The sequence below is a fragment of the Streptomyces griseoloalbus genome, from assembly GCA_014650015.1.
Taxonomy (GTDB): domain Bacteria; phylum Actinomycetota; class Actinomycetes; order Streptomycetales; family Streptomycetaceae; genus Streptomyces; species Streptomyces griseoloalbus.
In genome coordinates this window covers 42,966-61,919 of the sequence record BMUD01000030.1, presented here as the reverse complement: position 1 = coordinate 61,919, position 18,954 = coordinate 42,966, and the positions used below count along the sequence as shown (strand labels likewise).

General features: G+C 72.2%; 13 protein-coding genes. 3 read left to right on the top strand and 10 right to left on the bottom strand.

The window, feature by feature from the left end:
• Positions 1-131: 131 nt before the first annotated feature.
• Positions 132-461, top strand: coding sequence for a hypothetical protein (locus IE178_RS31710; RefSeq protein WP_193514645.1), 330 nt, complete (start codon positions 132-134; stop codon positions 459-461).
• Positions 462-514: 53 nt separating this feature from the next.
• Here the strand turns inward: IE178_RS31710 and IE178_RS31705 are convergent, their stop codons facing one another.
• Entirely contained in the window at positions 515-1,639 is a 1,125-nt protein-coding gene (locus IE178_RS31705; RefSeq protein ID WP_193514644.1) for a trypsin-like serine peptidase, read from the bottom strand.
• A gap of 248 nt (positions 1,640-1,887) precedes the next feature.
• Here IE178_RS31705 and IE178_RS31700 point away from each other — a divergent pair, with 248 nt between their 5' ends.
• Positions 1,888-2,811 carry an immunity 49 family protein gene (locus tag IE178_RS31700; protein ID WP_318280354.1) on the top strand — a complete coding sequence of 308 codons (924 nt, stop codon included), beginning with the start codon at positions 1,888-1,890 and terminating at the stop codon, positions 2,809-2,811.
• 170 nt (positions 2,812-2,981) lie between these two features.
• On the opposite strand, the gene IE178_RS31695 is transcribed toward IE178_RS31700, so the two are convergent.
• The 9 genes from IE178_RS31695 to IE178_RS31655 form a co-directional block, all read right to left on the bottom strand.
• The gene (locus IE178_RS31695; RefSeq protein WP_193514643.1) at positions 2,982-5,753 is read right to left on the bottom strand and encodes a glycosyl hydrolase; all 2,772 of its coding nucleotides are present in this window, start codon (positions 5,751-5,753) and stop codon (positions 2,982-2,984) included.
• 442 nt (positions 5,754-6,195) lie between these two features.
• Positions 6,196-6,951: an amino acid ABC transporter ATP-binding protein gene (locus IE178_RS31690; RefSeq protein WP_184763104.1), complete on the bottom strand. Its 756-nt coding sequence runs from the start codon at positions 6,949-6,951 to the stop codon at positions 6,196-6,198.
• Positions 6,948-7,877, bottom strand: coding sequence for an amino acid ABC transporter permease (locus IE178_RS31685; RefSeq protein WP_193514642.1), 930 nt, complete (start codon positions 7,875-7,877; stop codon positions 6,948-6,950). Before IE178_RS31685 ends, IE178_RS31690 begins: the two co-directional genes overlap by 4 nt.
• Positions 7,874-8,758: an ABC transporter substrate-binding protein gene (locus tag IE178_RS31680; RefSeq protein ID WP_193514641.1), complete on the bottom strand. Its 885-nt coding sequence runs from the start codon at positions 8,756-8,758 to the stop codon at positions 7,874-7,876. The genes IE178_RS31685 and IE178_RS31680 overlap by 4 nt, the downstream gene beginning before the upstream one ends.
• Before the next feature lie 522 nt (positions 8,759-9,280).
• Positions 9,281-11,446, bottom strand: a complete 2,166-nt coding sequence (locus IE178_RS31675; protein WP_193514640.1) for an ATP-dependent helicase — start codon at positions 11,444-11,446, stop codon at positions 9,281-9,283.
• Between the two features lie 49 nt (positions 11,447-11,495).
• A complete protein-coding gene (locus IE178_RS31670; RefSeq protein WP_193514639.1) occupies positions 11,496-13,112 on the bottom strand; it encodes a serine/threonine-protein kinase in 1,617 nt (538 codons plus the stop codon).
• 116 nt (positions 13,113-13,228) lie between these two features.
• Complete coding sequence (locus IE178_RS31665; protein ID WP_318280353.1) at positions 13,229-13,672, bottom strand: ATP-binding protein; 444 nt, start codon at positions 13,670-13,672, stop codon at positions 13,229-13,231.
• A 182-nt stretch (positions 13,673-13,854) separates the two neighbouring features.
• Positions 13,855-14,775 (bottom strand): hypothetical protein, encoded by a 921-nt coding sequence (locus IE178_RS31660; RefSeq protein ID WP_193514638.1) that lies wholly within the window; start codon positions 14,773-14,775, stop codon positions 13,855-13,857.
• Positions 14,772-15,203: a hypothetical protein gene (locus tag IE178_RS31655; RefSeq protein ID WP_318280352.1), complete on the bottom strand. Its 432-nt coding sequence runs from the start codon at positions 15,201-15,203 to the stop codon at positions 14,772-14,774. The genes IE178_RS31660 and IE178_RS31655 overlap by 4 nt, the downstream gene beginning before the upstream one ends.
• 262 nt (positions 15,204-15,465) lie before the next feature.
• Here IE178_RS31655 and IE178_RS31650 point away from each other — a divergent pair, with 262 nt between their 5' ends.
• Positions 15,466-18,948 carry a CHAT domain-containing protein gene (locus IE178_RS31650; protein WP_318280351.1) on the top strand — a complete coding sequence of 1,161 codons (3,483 nt, stop codon included), beginning with the start codon at positions 15,466-15,468 and terminating at the stop codon, positions 18,946-18,948.
• The last annotated feature ends 6 nt before the right edge of the window (positions 18,949-18,954 follow it).

Sequence of the window (18,954 nt, the reverse complement as noted above, 5' to 3'; positions counted from 1 at the left end):
CAGGCGTGGATGAGGGCGACCACCCAGGTGCTCAGGGGCGGGGGCGCAAGGGCGGAGTTGGTGCCCGGTTGTCGTCCTTACCGCAGGTCTGTGACACGGTGAAGGTGGGTGCGGCTCGTGAGGGGAGCAGGATGACACGCAGGCGGGTATGGGCCATTGCCGTGGCGGCGTTCGTGGCGGGCGGTGCGCTGGCGTTCGCGGTGGTGGCCGTCCAGGAGGACGAGACGCCTCCGGTGACGGTCGGCGCGGCTCAGCCGACGGCGTCGCAGGTACCGACGACCCGGGCGGAACTGGTCGAGGCGTGGACGGCCGAACTCGAGCAGGCGGGCAAGGAGCTGCCCGAGGGCTGGGAAGTGCTGACCACGGACGAGATCCGGGGCCGCTACCTGCACCAGCGGATGGTCAACGCGCCGAAGGCCGAGGACATCGACCCGGACATGGGCCGGCGCGCGGACGAGTAACGGGACGGGCCCCGGCCGATGCCGGCCGGGACCCCGCTGCGCGCGCCGGTGGATCAGTTCGCGTCGTTGATCGCGTTGATCACCGCGACGGCCTGGTCGCCGTGGTCGGACGAGTACAGGAGATCATTGATCCGCTGGTCCTGGTCGTCGATCTCGACGTGGGAGTTCGCCCCGACGATCTGTCCCTCGGTGGTGGCCATGGGTCCGCCGCTCGCGCCCGCTCCCATGTCGCAGTTCATCTCGAGCCGGTTGTCCAGCGGGTTCCAGTTCATCGCGTCCACGACGTCGCCGGTGCAGTAGAACTGCGTGTACCCGTCCATGTCGGTGCGGTTGTAGCCCTCGCCCGGGAACCCGGAGTCGATGATGTCCGGCCAGTCCGAGCCGTACCCGAACTTGTAGCCGAACGCGCCCACGGTGTCGGTCAGGTTCGTGTAGCCGGTCGGGGCCTCGACGGTGAAGGCGGCCAGGTCGCCCTCGTCGTAGTCCTTGTCCTGGGTCCATGCCTCCGGGGCCACGAACGACTGCGCGACCCACTCGCCCCACGGGGCGTCGTACTCACCGGGGGTGTCGAGGCTTTCCTTGTAGCCCGGAATGAAGAGCACCAGGTCGTAGAAGCCGTCGGATCCCCGCCCGTCGCCCGGGTGCACGCAGTGACCCGCCGTCCAGACGGTGTTGTTGCCGTCGGCCGAGATCGAGGCGCCGCTGCAACCGTGCTCCTCACCCGCGTCGTCGATGTAGAGGATCTTGCCGACGACGGTCGCGGGCGGGGTCTGCGGGTACGGCACCTTCTGCGCGACGGGCATCTCGGGGACGTCGGCCGCCGCCGTCGTCGACACGCCGGTCCTCTTCGCGGGGAGGATCTGCGGAGCCTCAGCCGTCAGGCGCGGGGCGGTACTGCCGGCCTTGTCCTCGGTCGCTTCGGCCGCTGCCGTGGCGACCGCGGCGTCGCGGGCGACGCCGGCCTGGTCCTTCTTCTCGTTCGCCAGCGCGCGGGCGATTCTCCCGGGTGTCCAGAAGTCACGGACCTTCTGCGGGTCGGTGGCCTGCTTGCCGAACGTCACGCCCGGTTCAGCGGGCGTGGGTGCCTCCGCCGCCGATGCGGTGGTGAGGGTGGCCGGTATCAGCGCCACCGCGAGGAGTACGGCGGTGGCAGCACTGCGAGTGCGGGGTATGTGCACTGGTCCAGTACCTCTCAGTTGACGGAACGTCACGTCCTGTCGCGCCTCGGCAGTGAACCACAATCACCGGTGTCGACCTGTGGACCTCCCGTGAACATGCGGTAGTTGCCGCGAACAGGTCGACCCGCCCCGCCAACCGATGGGCATGTCCGCCGCCCGGCGAATACCCCGCGCGCGGCGGCCCGTCCCTCGGGCGTCGTCCGGGCCGGGTACCCGTGCTGTCAGTGGCGGCTGCCAGGATGACGTGCATGACGATCAGGGATGTGGCCCGGCATGACGTGAGCGGGCGGAGTGTCGAGCAGGCGCTGGAGGACATCGAGCGGCGGACCAGGCACCGCTGGCACACGATGCAGTACGACTGCTACTCCGACGCCGAATTGCGAGCCCTGCGGGACGACCTTCTCGACCACCTCGCCGCCCGCACGATGACGGAGCCTCGACTCGACACCGCCCCGTCACACATGGTCCTGCGCACCGCAGCGGAATGCGCCCTGGGATACCTGGACCTCGGCTGCTATCCCAACGGCGACCAGGAGATCCTCTTTCCCCTGATCGGGGAGAGCATCAGCAGCGAGGACAAGGACTTCGAGGCTGTGGTGGAGCACGCGTCCACCGCGAGGGACTGGCTGGACGCCTTCGCGTTGTGCGTGATCAGCGGCACGGTCCGGGAGCGGGACCGCGTCATCGGGCTGTTGCTGCGCGACCATGCCTCCACGATCCGCGACGGGGTGCCGTACTCGAAACTGACGTCGATCTCGGACCCGGCCGAACTGGCGGAGATGGACACCCTCACCTGCTATCTGACCAAGTCCGGCGGGCACCTGCCCAGGGAGTGGCCGTCGACGGCGTTGTGCATGCCGGAGGTCGACGAGCGTCTCGACGGGGCGCTCCGTCTGAACGCCCTCGGCGCCTTGACGCCGGATCAGCGGTTGCTGCGCGTGCTCCTGGAGGACGACCAGCCGGCCTTCGAACAGGCGCTTGCGCATCGCCTTGTCCAGCACCGGGAGAGCGCACCCCCCGATGCGGCGCCCCGCAGCCTGCTGCCGCAGAAGACCATCGCCCTGGCCGCACTGGCGGTCCAGGTGCACGGCTGGGACCTGCGCGTTCACTCCGCCTATCTGCCGCAGGCCTTGTTGCGAGCCCCGGAGGGCATGCCATCGGTCAGCCGGTGAACGATCCGTGGACGGTCCGTAGGCCGTGAAGTCGGCTGGGTGGGAGGCGTCGACCGGCCGGCCAGGGGCCGGCCCCTCCGCCACCACAAGAGGATCAACCGCACCCCCCTTCACCGGTCCGGCGGGCACCGGCCGGAAGCCGATGCCCGCCGCCGGCGGCCCTCACCGGTTCAGCTGTAGGGGATCACCAGCACGGACTTGTCCGTGCCCGTCTGGAGTTTCGAGGTGCCGTTGCCGATGGCGTTCCACACCTCGAGGCGTACGGTGCCGCCGGCGAGGTCGCGCGGTGTGCCCGTGGCCGCCTGGAGACCGCGTGCCTGCGTGTACTCCTCCCATCCGGTGACCGGGTCGGTCGCGAAGTAGCGGTACGTCTCGGTCCGGTCGAAGCTGCCGTCGCCGGTGAAGTCGTAGCTGATCCGGGCCTGCTGGCCCAGCCCGACCGTGGTGCCCGCGTCCACCTGGAGCCGGAAGGCGGTCTGCGCGCCCGGGGTGAGCGTGCCGTTGACGCCGCGTACCTGGTAGACGAGGGGCTGGTACGGGGTGCCGTCGTGGTTGGCGCCGCCGCCGGAGGCGATGGTGTCGCTGCCCGCCGTGCCGCCGGTCGCCGTGGTCAGGGTGCCACCGCTGCGCAGCTGGAACGTGTTGCCGGTCGGCGGTTCCGGGTCGGGGTCGCCCGAACCGGTCCCGGTGCCGGTCGCGGTGGAACGGGCCGGCACGGAGAGCGTCTTGCCGTCGGAGAAGGTGACGGTACGGGCCGTCGATCCGTGGTTGTGGGCGGCGTAGGTGCGGGTCGTTCCCTTGGTGAAGACGGCGGAGGTGGGGATGTCACCGGTCACGGTGGCGTCCGGGGCACCGAGGGTGTCGAGGGTGTTGATCCAGTGGTAGGTGTGCGCCTTCGACTCCCCCTGCTCCGGGGTGTAGCCGGCGTGCCCCGCGTCCCACTTCGCCTTGGCCGTGCCCGGGTCGGCGAAGGACTGGAACTCCCAGAGGATGTCCCGCCATTCGACGGCAGGGCCGCCGTTCTCGCGCTCCATCTCGGCGATGTTGCGCCGGATCGCGGCCTTCTCACCGCCGAGGTGGAGCGAACCGCCGGTCACGGGCAGGACGTTGATGCCGTGGATCTCCTCGGGGTTGGCGGTCCACCAGGTGGAATAGGCGGCGCCACTGCCCCACACCATGCCGGCCGTGTCGTGGCCGAACGAGGACGGGAAGACCTGCTCGTCGGCGTCGAACCAGTACTGGGCGATCGCCTCCGACTCGGTGGTCAGCAGAAAGGTGCCGAGGTCACGCAGCGAGGTGTCGCCGGTGGCGGAGCCCCACAGGACGAGGGCCGCGCTGAGGTTGGTGGACTCGGAGGAGGACTCCTGGTTGTTGCCGGCGGCGAAACCCTGGTGGCCGGAGGCCCAGCTGTGGCCCGCGTAGACGTCGAAGCCGCGCAGGAAGGGGAAGGCGGTGTCGGTGCGGCTGGGGTTGGCGGCGTCCCGCACGAGGGCCTTGACCATGCCGCCCCATGCGGAGTCGGCGGCCCATCCCGGGTCGTACTGGGCGACGATCGCCGCCGCGTAGACGTAGTAGCTGTAGTGGAAGTGGTGGTCGTTCAGCTCGGTGTCGCTGCCGTAGGAGGCGGGGTAGCCGGTGAGGGTCTTCCAGTCCTTGTCGTAACTGAACTCGTTCGCGCCTCCCGCCGTGAACCAGTCCTGGAGCTTGCCCTTCATCAGGCCCAGCAGCCGGTCGCGGGTGCCGGTCTCGCCGATCTGGTCGGCCACCGGGACGAGCTGGGCGAGGCGGCCGAGGGCCTTGCCGGTCCAGTAGGTGTCGGCGGCCCCGGAGAAGGGGTCGGAGGCGTTCACGACCTCGTTCAGGTAGCCGCGCAGTCTGGCGGTGTCCACGCCGTTCGACTTGGGCAGTCCGGGCAGCACCGCCGATGCCTTCTGGCTCGTGGTGAAGGAGGCCGACTCGCGGACCTTCATGGTGCCGCGCGGTGAGACGTAGGTGTAGGAGGTGAGGGGGTCCGTGGTGTTCAGCCACTGGTGGCGGTAGAGGGCCTGGAGCGTGCCGCGCTCGGTGCCTTCCTTCGCCTCGGTGGTGACCGTGTAGGTGGCTTTGACGGTGCCGCCGGTGTAGCTCCAGGTGGCCTTGGAACCGGTGACGAAGCTGTAGGCGTACTTCTTGAAGGTCGCCAGCGCGTCGGTGGACGGCAGCACGGCGACGGAGAAGTAGTCCTTGGAACCGAGACCCGCGGTGACGGTGGAGCCGGCGACGTTCCAGTCGCTGCCGGTCGGCGCGAAGAGGGCGTAGTGATGCCCGGCGACGGTGATGCCGAGGACGTTGCCCTGGTCGGCGAAGACGGCGGGCGAGCCCGCGGTGGTGATCTGGGCGTTGCCGCCGGAGCCCTTGGCGTAGACGAAGGGGGAGCCGTGGCCGATGGTGGTGCGCAGGGTGCGGGCACCGTCGGACCAATGAGGGGTGACCGTCCAGTCGGACCAGTCGTCGGCCTTGGTGTCGGGCGAGTTGAGGCCGGTCAGTCCGATGGTGAGGTCGCGCTTGTGGGCGTACTCGTACTGGCGGCCGTCACCGACGATCGCGGGGGTCGTCGGATAGCCGACGTCGAGCCCGCCGGCCGTGGCCTGGTACGTGAGGGGGTGCCCGTACATGGGGGTCGAGTACGGGTTGTCGCCGTAGCGCTGGAAGGCGAGGGAGGACCACCAGTCGTTGGTGGGCACGGGCCGGTTCCGGGCGGCGGCGGTCAGCTTGGGCGTGACCGGCGCTCCCGTGTTGGTGGTGGGGCCCGACGTGCCGGAGGGCCGGGTGTCGGAGTAACTGCCGGAGCCTACCGGGATGGTGGCGGCGGCGGCCGGTACGGCGGCCGGGCCCAGGCCGACGGCGACGAGGGCCGAGGCCAGCAGCGCGACGGCTGCCGGTCTGGTGCGGGGGGATGGCATGGGGACACCTCAAGTCATGACAGGAGGGGAGTCTGAGAGCGCTCTCAGGTGGCCGGAACGTAAAGCCTCTGTAATGCACGTGTCAATGCCTTGAACGCAGCAGGTACTTGCCGTCCCCGAAATCCGTTATGTCTTCGCGTCTTGACGATGTGAGCGTCCTGCGACGGGACCCGATGGCGGAGGGTCACATGTAAGAGGGCGAGCCGCCGGCCGCCGAACTCACCGGGGGTTGGTGCCGCTGGGAGGAGAGGCTGTGCATGCCGCCGGGCGTGGCGGCCGCGACGGGCGTGCCACCAGCACCGACGCCTGTAGGGGGTGTGCGGCCCCCGCACCGCACACCCGTGCGCGGTGCGGGGGCCGCGCCGACGGAAACGGGGAGGCCCGACGCGCGAGAACACCGGCCGCCGGGAACGCGCCCTTCACCCCGGCCCGCCGCGGCCCCTCACAGGCGGCCCGCCTCCACGATCCGCCGCAGGAAGCGCCGCGTGCGGTCCTGCCGCGGGTCGCCGAAGACCTGCTCGGCGGTGCCGCGCTCCAGCACCGCGCCTGAGTCCAGGAAGCAGACCTGGTCGGCGACCTCGCGGGCGAAGCCCATCTCGTGCGTCGCCAGCAGCATGGTCATGCCGTCGCCCTTGAGGTCACGCACGACGTCCAGCACCTCGCCGACCAGCTCCGGGTCGAGGGCCGCGGTGATCTCGTCGAGCAGCAGCAGCCGGGGCCGCACGGCGAGGGCGCGCGCGATCGCCGCCCGCTGTTGCTGGCCGCCGCTGAGCCGGTCCGGGTACTCGCCCGCCCTGGCGCCCAGCCCGAGCCGCTCCAGCAGCTCCCGGGCCTGCTGCTCGGCCCGGGCGCGCGGGACGCGGTGCACCCGGCGCGGGGCGAGCGTGATGTTCTCCAGCACTGTCATGTGCGGGAACAGGTTGTACGCCTGGAAGACCACGCCGATCCGGCGCCGCACCGCGTCCCGGTCCGCACGCGGGTCGGTGATCTCCTCGCCGTCCAGCCAGATCGCGCCGTCGTCGACGTCCTCCAGGAGACCGGCGCACCGCAGCAGCGTCGACTTGCCGGAACCGGAGGCGCCGATCAGCGCGGTCACCGTGTGCGGGGCGACCTCCAGGTCGACGTCACGCAGGACGACCGAGCCGCCGAAGGTCTTGCGGACGGACTCCATCCGCAGCACCGGCACGTCGTCGCTCATGTCGTTCCTCCTTGCGCCCGCCGGCGGTCCGTCCGGGCCGTCACCCAGTCCGTGAAGCGGGTCATCGGGATGGTCAGGGCGACGAACACCAGCCCCGCCACGATGTACGGCGTGTAGTTGAGACTGCGGCCCACGACGATGTCCGCCGCGCGGACGGCGTCGACCGCGCCGCCGATCGACACCAGACCGGTGTCCTTCTGCAGGGACACCAGGTCGTTCAGCAGCGGCGGCACCTGGCGGCGCACCGCCTGCGGCAGCACCACGAACCGCAGCGCCTGCCGGTTCGTCAGGCCCAGGGAACGGGCCGCGGCGCGCTGCGAGGGGTGCACCGACTCGATGCCCGCGCGGAACACCTCCGCGACGTACGCCGAGTACGTCAGCGTGAGCGCCGTGCCGCCGAGGAGCACCGGGTCGACCGTGATGCCCTGCAGCCGCAGCGCCGGGACCCCCAGGACCACGATCATCAGGTTGATGATCAGCGGCAGCCCGCGGAAGAAGTCCGTGTACGCCGCCGCCAGCACCCGCAGCGGGAAGAACACCGGGCCGCGCAGGGTGCGGGCCACGGCGATGAGCATGCCGAGGACCAGCACGGCGGCACCGCACACCAGCAGCAGCCGCAGGTTCAGCCAGAGGCCCTCCAGGACCTTGGGGAACGCCTCGCGCGCGTACGCCGGGTCGAAGAACGTCTCCTTGGTGCGCGGCCAGCCGGGTGCGCTGACGACGAGCAGGTAGAGGGCGGCCCCGGTGACCAGGGTCGACAGCGCGGCGATCGCCGTGGCGCGGCGGGCCCGGACGCGCCGGTACCGCTCGCGCTCCAGCCGGCGCGGCGACGGGACGTACGGATCCGCGGCGCCGGGCGCTTCGACCGTACCGTCCTTCACGTCGTCCTCGTCGTCGCGGCCAAACTCGCCCTTCACGACGGTCACTTGAGCACCGGGGCGTCGACCGCGTCGGAGAGCCACCGCTGCTCGATCCTCGCGAGCGTGCCGTCCTCGCGGAGCGCGTCCACGGCGTCGGTCACGCAGGGGGTGAGCGCGCTGCCCTTGTCCAGCACCAGGCCGAACTGCTCCGGGGTGCCGCCCCGGTTCTCGAACTGGCCGACGATCTCGGCCTCGGTCACCTCGGCGCCGGTCATGTAGAACGCGGTCGGCAGGTCGACCACGATCGCGTCGACCTGGCCGTTCCGCAACGCGGACTTGGCCTGGTCGTTCTTGCCGTAGACGGCGGCGTCCCGGGTCGGCTTCACGACGTCCTCGATGTACTCGAGGCTCGTCGTGCCCACCTGGGCGCCCAGCTTGAGGCCCTTGAGGTCCGCGACGCCCGTCGCCTTCGCGGCCCGGGAGTCCTTCAGCGCGACGACGGCCTGGCGCACGTCGTAGTAGCCGGACGAGAAGTCCACGGCCTTCCTGCGCTCGTCGCTGACGGAGACCTGGTTGATGTCGAAGTCGAAGGTCTTCTCACCCGGGGCGAAGGCCTTGTTGAACGGCACGCTCTGCCAGACCACGGCTTCCTTGCCGTACCCCAGTTTCTCCGCCACGGCGTACGCGACGGCCGACTCGAAGCCCTCGCCGTTGGACGGGTCGTCGTCCTTGAACCACGGCTCGTAGGCGGGCTGGTCGGTGGCGATCGTCACCTTGCCGGGCGTCTTCGTGGCGAGCTTGCCCGCGGTGCACGAAGGGCCGGCCGAACCGGAGGACCCGGCGGACGCGTCGGCCTCGGGCTGCGGGGCGCAGCCGACCGCGGTCGAGAGCAGGGCGACGGTGGCGCCGGCGAGGACGCGGCGCAGAACACGAGGGACGAGAAGCATGGCGGGAGAGTGGCAGCGGTTTCCCCGGTTTGTCGAGGGCACCCCCTGATAATCCGCATGGTGGGAACGGGTGTTGCAGTCTCGTGAACAGGCGGGCGAGGACGGGACCCTGGCGCGGGCGCGTGTACAGGTGGGTGCTGTACGAAGGGAGGGCGGGGTGCTCGTACGCGGTACCGGGGGAAGCGGGCCCGAGCGGCGCGAAAGTGACGGCGCGTGTGCCCGGCAGACGTTTCGGACCCGGGGTCGGCCTTTGGAGAAGGGGCGGTGTGACCGGCCGGCGGTTGCAGATGTACTCCTGCTTGCTTCGGCCATGGCCGTAGGTGTGACCAGCGCGTCGGGGCGGCCGGCGAGGAGCCGTACTCGAAGCCCATCGCCGCGCACTCGGACAGCAGGGTCCGCGGCAGCTCCGCGTCCGTTGGCATCGGAGCAGGCGGCCGATTCGTAGTCGTGGAGCTGCGGGAAACGGGCCTTGAGGATTGCCCCGCTGCGGTCGGTGGTGATGCCGGGCCGGACGGCGAGGGATCAGTCGGCGGTGACGCCGGCCTCGGTCAGGAAGGGGCTCGGGCTGTCCGACCAGGAGAGGTACAGGCTGTCGCGGGCCCTCGTGCAGGCGACGAACAGGAGGCAGCGTTCGGACATCAGGTCCGTCTCGTGCTGCTTGGCGTCGACCTCCGGCGGTGTGACCGCCTTCGTGAACGGCAGTGCCTCCTCGGTGACGCCGATGACCGCGACGCAGCGGAACTCCAGCCCCTTGAACGAGTGCATGGTGCCGACCCGCACGGCCTGTGCCTCGGCCGCCGCGGCCTCGCCTGCGGCGGAGCGCAGCGTCACCGCGGGGATGCCGGCCTCCTTCAGGTGAGCCACCGCCTTCCCGCACGTCTTGTTGAACCGGGCGCTCACTCCGATCTCCCCGGCGCCGACACCCGCGTCCATCCACGCCCGCACCTGGGTGACGAGCGCGTCCAGCTCGGCCTCCTCGGTCGGCGCGGCGTGCACGGCCGGACCGTCGCCGTGCAGAGCGGAGCGGTAACCGAGCAGGGTCTCGTCGCGGCCCTCGTCCTCCAGCTGGGCGATGGGACGGCCGACCAGCAGGGCCGTGGACCAGCGCAAAATCTCCTGCGTGCTGCGGTAGTTCTTGCGCAGCTTCACCGACCGCCCGGTCACCTTGATGCCGAGCGATTTCAACGACACCTTCGAGTCGTAGATGCGCTGGTGCGGGTCGCCCGCGATGAACAGGTCGTCCGGGCGGGCCGGCACGGCAGCGCGCAGCAGCCGCCACTGCGCCGGGTGCAGGTCCTGCGCCTCGTCCACCACCACGTGCCGGTACTGCGGCCCCTTCTCCTCCAGCAGCCGCGCCGCCTCCGCGCAGGTCTGCAGCCACGTGCGGGCCCCGTCCTCGGCCAGGCCGGCCGTGAACCGCTCCACCGTCTCCCACACCAGCGGCCTCTCGGCCGCCGTCAGCCGGCTGCCGCGGCCCCGCCGGTCCGCCGCCTCGTACTCGGCCAGGGTGGTGATGCCCTGGGCCAGGACGACATGCCGGTACTCCTGGGCGAGGAACTGGGCGCTGCCGGTGAAGCCGGTCGCCTTGGCGGCCTTGCCCCAGCGGCTCACCTCCTCGTTGCTCATCAACGGCCGCAGCGCCACCGCGCCCGGCGCCTCCGCGACGACACGGCTGGCGAAGCCGTCCACCGTCGAGATGTCCACGCGCTCGCGCAGCCCCGGATCGTCCACCAGCGACTCCAGGCCCGAACGAAGCGCGTTGACCAGCGCGTTGGTGTACGTCGTCAGCAGGATGCGGTCCCCGTCGCGCAGGTGCCCGAGCAGGTGCTTGACCCGGTGCAGCGCGACGACGGTCTTGCCGGTGCCCGGCCCGCCCGTGACCTGCGCCGGCCCCGAGTACGACGCCCGGTAGGCCACCTTCCGCTGCGAGGGGTGCAGGAACACCCGCCAGGCCGCGAAGGGCTTCTCGAGGATGTCCCTCAGTTCCTCCGGGGCCGTCACCAGCGCGATACGGGCCCGGCTGTGCCGGATCGCCGTCTCGTAGTCCCGCGTGTCCACCGGCTGCGTGGACGCCTGAAGCGCGGGCGCCACGATGTCCTGCCAGACCTCCTCCACCGTGCAGCCCGCGGCGAGGTACTGCAGCACCTCCCGCTGGTCCTGCGGCAGCAGCGGCGCGAAGACGTCCAACTGCTCCTGGTCGACCAGCGACCGGGCCTGCCGCAGGGTCTCGGCGTCGATGCCGAGCGCGGTCAGGTCCCCGTCGGAGAACTTCGCGAACAGCCGGGGCTTCGGCGAGGACTCCGCCACCCGCTCGTACGCGGGCGTGATCTCGTCCAGGGTCGCCGCGTCCCGGATCTCGACCGCCCGCGTGACCTCGTTGATGCTGGACTTCTGCTTCATCGCCCAGTCGATGGCCTTGTCGTGCGGCAGGACCCGCAGCAGGACGAACGTGTCCCCGGTGGGCGGCGCGAGCACCACCCCGCGCCAGAACTGGTCGATGCGGATCGTCCGGATCTGCTTGTCCTTCGCTTTCGTCAGACTCTCCAGTTTCAGCCCCGGGTCCTTGAAGAGCTGGTCGAGGGTGAGCCGGCCGAACTTCTCCCAGGCCTCCAGGACACCCTTCCTGACCGGCGGCTGGAGTTTGGGGAGTTCGGCGAAGAAACCGATGTCGAAGGCAAGCTGGGGCATACGTGGATCCTAAGGTTCGTGCGGTCTGCGATGCGGGTGAACAACCAGGTCAGGGCGTTGAGCCCGAGCCGCTGCCATCGAGATCAAGACGGATTACGGCCAGCGTCTCGGCCACCTCCGCGGTCAGCTCGTCGTCCGGGCCGTAGACCACGCACAGGTCGGCGTGCAGCGGCTCCAGGACGTCGTACGCCTCCGCCGCCCGCTGCTGCGCGAGCAGCAGCATGCCGATGTCGCGGCGCAGCTCCACCGCGTTCTCGCTGACATCACCGTCGACCGCGCGGACGGCGTCGAGTACGCCGTGCAGCCCGGCCAGCGCCTCGGTCACCCGGCCGAGCTCGCCACGGCAGCGGGCCGCCTGAGCCCGGCAGTCCAGCGCCTCCTCGCTGTTCGGCCCGCTGACACGTCCATACGCGTCGGCCAGGGCCTCGAACTCCGGCAACGCGGACCGGTGATCACCCGCAAGCTGGCGGCTGAATGCCCGGCGCCTGCGGAGCGCGAGGACCGCCTTGCTCTCTGAGCCGAGCACCTGGGCGGCCGACTCGATCATCTCGCCGACCACTTCGGCCGCCTGCGAGAAGCGGTCCTCGTCCCACAGCGCGGCGCAGTGGTCGTACACCTCGCGGATCTGCTCCCGCAGCTCGTCACGCTGGGCGGGCGGCAGCATGGGTGCCGGAACCGCGTCCGGTCCGGCGCTGGGCGCGTTCTGCCGCGCGCCCGTGGCGCCGGCGCGCGAGCGGGGCGCGTAGGGGCGGCGGAAGATGCCGGTGGGGTCGGGCGTTCCGGCGGGACCCGCCTCCTCCGGCGCGGACTCCTCCCCGGGCGCCGGCAGGAACGGCCGCAGCCGCTCGTACACCTCCTGCACGTCCGCCGGACGCGCCTCGGGCGCCTTGCGGAGCAGGTGCAGGACGAGTTCCTCCAGGGCCTCGGGGACGTCGGCACGCAGCTCACGCAGCGGCGTCGGAGCCGCGTTGACGTGCTGCATCATCAGCTGCCACTCGCTGTCCCCGGAGAACAGCGGCCGCCCGCTCAGCAGTTCGTGCAGCACGCAGCCGAGGGCGTACAGGTCGGTGCGGGGCGTGACCCGGGCGCCGCGCACCTGCTCCGGCGCCATGTACTGGTGCGTCCCGATCGGACTGCCCGTCGCGGTCAGCTTGGTGACGTCCGTCCGCAGGATCGCCGCGATACCGAAGTCCAGCACCTTCACCGTGCCGTCCCGGGCGACGAGGATGTTGCTCGGCTTCAGGTCGCGGTGGACGACGGGTACGTCGTGCGCGTACGACAGAACGGTCGCCACCTGCGCCGCCACGGCCGCCGCCCAGCCGAGGGGGAGGGGTGGTTGGCCGGGCCGCACGTACGCGGTCAGCGGCACGCCGTCGACCAGTTCCATCACCAGGAACAGCTGCTCGTACGACTCGTCCAGCACCGCGTCGTACACCTGGGGCACACCCGGGTGCTGGATTCGCGCGGTGACCCGCGCCTCGCGCCGGAAGCGCTTCTCGAACTCCTCCGCCAGGTGCGGGGACGTCACGGCCTGCGGCCTGATCAGCTTCACGGCGACCGGCCGGTCCAGTACGGCGTCGTAGCCGCGCCAGACGTCTCCCATGCCGCCGTGGTCGAACTGCTCCAGCAGTTCGTAGCGTTCCGCGATCCGTCGTACGTCCGGCACCTGGCCCCGCCCCCGCTCGCGTCGAGTGCCCGAAGGTCTGCGATGTGATCGGGGATCAGTCTTCCGGGCGAGGGCGTGTGCGTCCAACCAGGGCGGGCGCCGGTTGCGTGATCAGGTCAGGCCGGGTAAGCGGTGCACTCCGCCCAGACGGTCTTGCCGGGCCCGCCCCCGGTGCGGGGCGAGCAGCCCCAGCGGTCGGCCAGTGCCTCGACGAGCAGCAGTCCGCGCCCGCCCTCGCCGTCCTGCGTCGGGGTGGCGGGGAGGCGGGGAACGCTCTCGCCCCGGGTGTCGGTGACCTCGATCCGTACGGTGCGGGTGGCCGGGTCGGCGGTCAGGCGTACGTGGAAGTCCCGGCCCGCGACGTGCCCGTGCCGTACGGCGTTGGCGCACAGCTCCGCCGCCACGAGCGTGACGACGTCGTGCGCGTCGCTGTCGTACGGGACGCCCCAGGCGTCGAGGCAGTGCTCGCACATGCGCCGGGCGAGGCGGGCACCGCGCGGGGTGGAACTGAAGCGCATCGCGAACCGGTGCACCGTAAGGGGTGGCTGTGTTGCGGTCATGCACTCACGGTGGCGCGCTGTGGCACCGCGTGACCAGCGATGACGCGCTGACGCGAACCCTTCGTACGGGGCGGGCACCGGCGTTGTACGGGGCGGTACCCGATGGCACTGTCCCAGCGGCTCGGCGAGGCCGGCGCACGGACGACTGCCGCGTGCGGCGCGCACCGCGCGGCAGGACCGCCCTACGGGGCTTCCGTCTCCTTCCGCAGCAGCCGCGTGAGGCGTTCGCCGAGGGCCCGGTCGTCGACCCCCTCGCACTCGACGCCCAGCGCGGCCGCCAGGTCACGCACATGGAGGTCGGCCAGGGCCTCGGTGAGTTCGGCGAAGGCCTCCGCGGCCGCGCGCCCGCGCCGCACGCCCGAGGCGACGGCGACGCCCCCGACCAGTGCCGCCGGCCACCACCACAGCGCCAGCACCAGATACCCCACGCCCCAGGCGCACAGGCGTGCCGACGCGGTCAATCGGAGGCGGGCGGCCTGCAGTTCGGCACGCGTGCCGTCGGCGGCCAGGAGCCACAGATGCGGCCAGGCGGCCGCCAGCTCCAGCCGGTGGGCGCGCCAGAGCCGTTGTCCGGGCGCGGCGAGGCGGTCGCCCATCGCGAAGGGGTGGCGGGGCGGTGCCGAGGCGATGCGGCCGCGCTCGGCGTAACGACGCTCGGCGATGTCGGCGAGCCGGTCGGCGTCGTCCGCTCCCTCGATACGGGCTCGGCCCGCCGTCACCAGCGCGGTGCGGAAGGCGGCGTCGGCCGCGCGCCAGCGGCGCGACCGGCGGTCGGCGAGGTACCGCAGCACGGGCCCGTGCGGCTCCGCGTACCAGAGGAGTTCCACGCCCGCGCCCAGGGACTGGGCGGCGGCGCCGGTCGCAGCGGCAGCGGCCAGCACGCCCGCCGCCACCAGGGCGACGGTGCCGGCGCTGTGGGACGCGGGGGAGGCGGCGAGCGTGTCGAGCCAGGCCCGCAGCCGCTCCAGGTCGGACCAGTGTGCGTGGCCGAGGACCATGGCCGTGGTGAGGGCGGCGAGGAAGAGCAGCCCCGGCAGGGCCAGTGCGGCCAGCCATCGTTCGGCGATCCGGCCGCCCAGCGCGCTGAGGAAGGCGCTGGTCACCGGAGGGGGACCGTGCGCAGCGGCTGGTCGAAGATCCGGCAGCCGGGGTGCGGGGCATCGTCGCCGGGTGCCTCCACACGCCCGCAGTGACCCCGCGGGCAAGCGAGCACGTGCAGCGGCGGGTGGTTCCGCCCGGCGACCGGGAGTTGCTGGTAGCCGGGCGTGAGCGGCGTCGGTGTGGTGCGGTAGGAGCCCAGGCCGGCGCTGTGCCCGGCGGCGAGCAACTCCTCCTCCAACTCGTCGAAGGCGTCGTCGAGTTCCTCGGGAGCCCGCCCGGTACGCAGTTCCGAGGTGATGGACTCGATGAGCCGCAGCCCTCGCTCACCGAGACCCAGCGATCCGGACGCGTCCGTCAGCCGTCGGCAGAGCTCCCCCAACCGGGCGTGTCCGCCTCGCGGCCCGCTTCGCCCGCCGGTCTCGATCTCCACCGTTCCCCCTCGGACGCCGGATGTCGGTCGGCCGCGATTGTACGTCGGCCTTCGTCCGGCTTCCGCCAGTCGTACGCCCAGGTCCCTCAGCCGGTCCGCAGTACGACCGGTCCGCTGTACGACGCGGTTCGCTGTACGACCGGTCCACCGTACGACGCGGTTCGCTGTACGCCGTCGGTCCGACGGCTCGTTCGCTATCGTGAGCATGGGCCGCGCAGCGCCGAGGGGCCTCGGTCACGGCGGTGTGACACCGGGGGTGGGCGTGTTCAACGCGAGTCGCGCGCGAGCGGCGGACGGACCGGACGAGGAAGCGCACGCCGATCGGCTGCTGCTCCACCACCTCCAAACGGGCGACCGGCAGGCCCTCGACCAGGCGATCGCGCTCTACCAGCGGTTACTCGCCGCAGCGGCGCCGGACACCGTACGGACCGCCGTCCGGGCCGCCAACCTGATGGTCGCCCTCCAGTCCCGTTACCAACTGCTGCGGCGCCCGGACGACCTGGAGGCACTGGTCGACCTGGGCCGTGAACGGGCGGCGTGTGAACCGGTCCGCCCGCAGGACGTACGGCTCCTGGGCCTCGCCTACCAGCAGAGGTTCGCGCTGCACGGGCGGACCGACGACCTCGACCGAGCGGTGGAGACGTTCGACCGGGCGGCCCGCCTCCCCCAGGATGCCGAGACCGCGGCGCAGTCGCTGGGCGCACTCGGGGAGGTGCTGCACCTGCGGCACAAGATCGCCGTGGACCGAGGCGCGGCCCGTGCGGGGACCCGGGGCACGGGGCCTCGGGACGGGGACACCGCCGCCCCCGTCCCCACGGACCTCCTTCGCGCGACGGACGCCCAACGGCGCGCGCTCCACGTGCTGCCGGGCGGATCGGACGACCGTCCCGGCTACCTGAGCAACCTGGCCGCGATGCGGTTCGACGCATACCAGCTGGACGGGGATCTCAGCGCCCTGCGTGAGGCCCTCGACCTGTGGCGCGCCGCGCTGGTTGCCGTCCCCCGGGGTGAGCCCGCCCGCCTGCTCGTCCTGCGGAACCTCGCCCAGGCCCTGCGCGAGTGGCACGAGCACGCCCCCGAGGAGGCCCACCGGTCGGAGATGCTGCGCGTGCACCGCATGGCCCTGGCCGAATGCCCGCGCGGTCACCCGGACCGCGCCGAACTGCTCGCCGGCCTCGGCATCGCCCTGCGACTGGCCGCCGAGGCCACCGACGAGCCGACGTTGCTCGAGGAGTCCGCGGCCTTGCTGCGCGAGGCCCTGACACTGTTCCGCCCCGGTACCCCGGAACGCGCCATGAGACTGAACAGTCTCGGGAACACCTTGCACAGGCTGGCGCAGTGGACCGGTGACGCAGCGCTGCTGGACGAGGCCGTCGCCACCCTGCGCACGGCCCTCGCCGAGCAGGAACCGGGCACGGACAGGCACGCCAGGACCCTGGCCAACCTCGCCGTCGCCCTGCGGGAACGCGCCCTACGGACCGACGATCTGACCGCCCTGCGGGAAGCCTCCCGACTGGCCAGGGAAGCGCTCCACGCATCACAGGCACCCCCCGCCTTTCAGGCCGCACGGCTCGGCAATCTGGGGGTGGTCCTGCAGAGCTGGCACGGCGTGACCGGAGACACCACGGCCGCCGACGAGGCGATCGACGTGGCCCGTCAGGCGCTCGCCCTGGTGCCCGCGGCCGGCCAGCCGCGCGCCGACCGACTGAACCACCTCGCCAACGCCCTGCGGGCCCGGTTCGAGTCCACGGCCGACGTCGGAGACCTCGACGAGGCCGTCGAACTCCTGGAGGAAGCCGCCCGGCAGGTGCCCTACGGCGATCCGGCGCTCGCGGTGGTCCTCTCCAACCTCGGCTCCGCCCGGCTCACCAAGCACCACGCCACCGGCGAACCCGGCGAGTTGGAGCAAGCCGTCAGCGAACTGGGCCGCGCCGTATGGGCCGTCACCGAGAACACCTCGACCCACGGCACCTATGTCAAGGCGTACGGCGACGCGCTGCGCGCCCTGTACCACCGGGACGGCGACCCGGGAGTCCTCCGTGCCGCCGAGGACGCCTACCGGCAGGCCGCCGCAACCAGGTCCCTGCCCCCCTACGAGCGGGTTCTCGCCGCCTGGGAATGGGGCGCCGCCGCCGCGGACGGCGACCGATGGGACGAGGCCCTGCCGGGCTACGAACTGGCCCTGGAGCTCCTGCCCTTCGCCGCGTCCGGCCGACTGGTCCGCAGTGACCAGGAACGCGGTCTGTCCCGGGTGCGGGGCCTGGCCGCCGAAGCCGCCGCGTGCGCGGTCAACGCCGGGCAGCCGGAGCGCGCGGTGCTGCTGCTGGAACAGGGCCGGGGCGTCCTGCTGGGCCGGACCATGGCCACCCGCGACGGGCTCGGACGGCTGCGCGGCGCCCACCCCGATCTCGCCGAGCGCTTCGCCCGCCTGCGACAACGGCTCGACGCGCTCGAGACCGCCGACGCCGCGGACACCGCCCAGGGCCTGCGGCCGACCGACACCGCTGACCTGCGGCACACCCTCGCGGCCGAGCTGGAGCACCTGGTCGCCGAGATCCGCGCGCGGCCGGGCTTCTCCGACTTCCTCGGCGCGCCGGCCATCGAAGCGCTGCTGGCCTGCGCCGACCAGGGCCCGGTGGTGCTCGCCTACTGCAGCGAGTTCCGCAATGACGCCCTGGTGCTGCGGGACGGCGGCGTCCTCCTCGTCCCACTGCCGCACGCCACCCCGCGGGCCGTCGCCGAACAGGCGGACCGCCTCGAGCGGGCGCTCGCCGACGCGGCCGACCCCACCCGCGACCGGGCGGCCCAGCAGACGGTCCGGGAGGTACTGGCCTGGACCTGGGACCACGTCACCGGCCCGGTGCTCGGCCGGCTCGGGCTGCACGGGCCCACGCCCGACGGCGAGTGGCACCGGTTGTGGTGGTCACCGGGAGGCGCGCTGGCCTCGCTGCCCCTGCACGCGGCCGGTCACCACGACGAGGCCCCGGACGCCGTACCGGACGGCGGATCCGTACCCGCCCCGGTGGCGGCCGTGCCGGGACCACGGACGGTACTGGACCGGGTGGTCTCCTCCTACACGCCGACCGTCGGAGCTCTCCGGTACGCCAGGGCCCGCGCCGCCGCCCCCCGCCCGCACGGCCCGCTGCTCGCCGTGGCACTCCCCGAGACACCCGGTGCCCGGCCGCTCGGCGGCGCGCGGCGCGAGGTGGAGGTACTGCGCGGCCTCCTGCCGACCGAGGTGCTGTCCGAGGAGCGGGCCACCTTCGAACAGGTGATGGATGCCCTGCCTCGTCACCCCTGCGTGCACTTCGCCTGCCACGGGGTCAGCGAGCCCGCCGACCCCTCCAACGGCCGGCTCCTGGTGCACGACCACGCGACCCGCCCGCTGACGGTCCGCGAGATCTCCCGCCTGGAACTGCCTGCGGCACGGCTCGCGGTGATGTCGGCGTGCGAGACGGCGCGGGGCGGCGGGGAACTGGCCGACGAGGCGATCCACATCACCTCCGCCTTCCAGCTCGCGGGGTACGCCAACGCCGTCGGAACGCTCTGGCCGGTGCACGACGCGGTGGCCGTCCGCGTCACCCGCCTCCTCTACCGGGAGCTGTGCACCGAAGGAGCCGACGGCGGACCGGAACTGGACGACACGAGAACGGCCCACGCCCTGCACCAGGCGGTTCTGCGGTGCCGCGCCGCCTTCGCGGCCAGTCCCAGCCTGTGGGCGGCACACGTGCACGCGGGCGCCTGACGACAC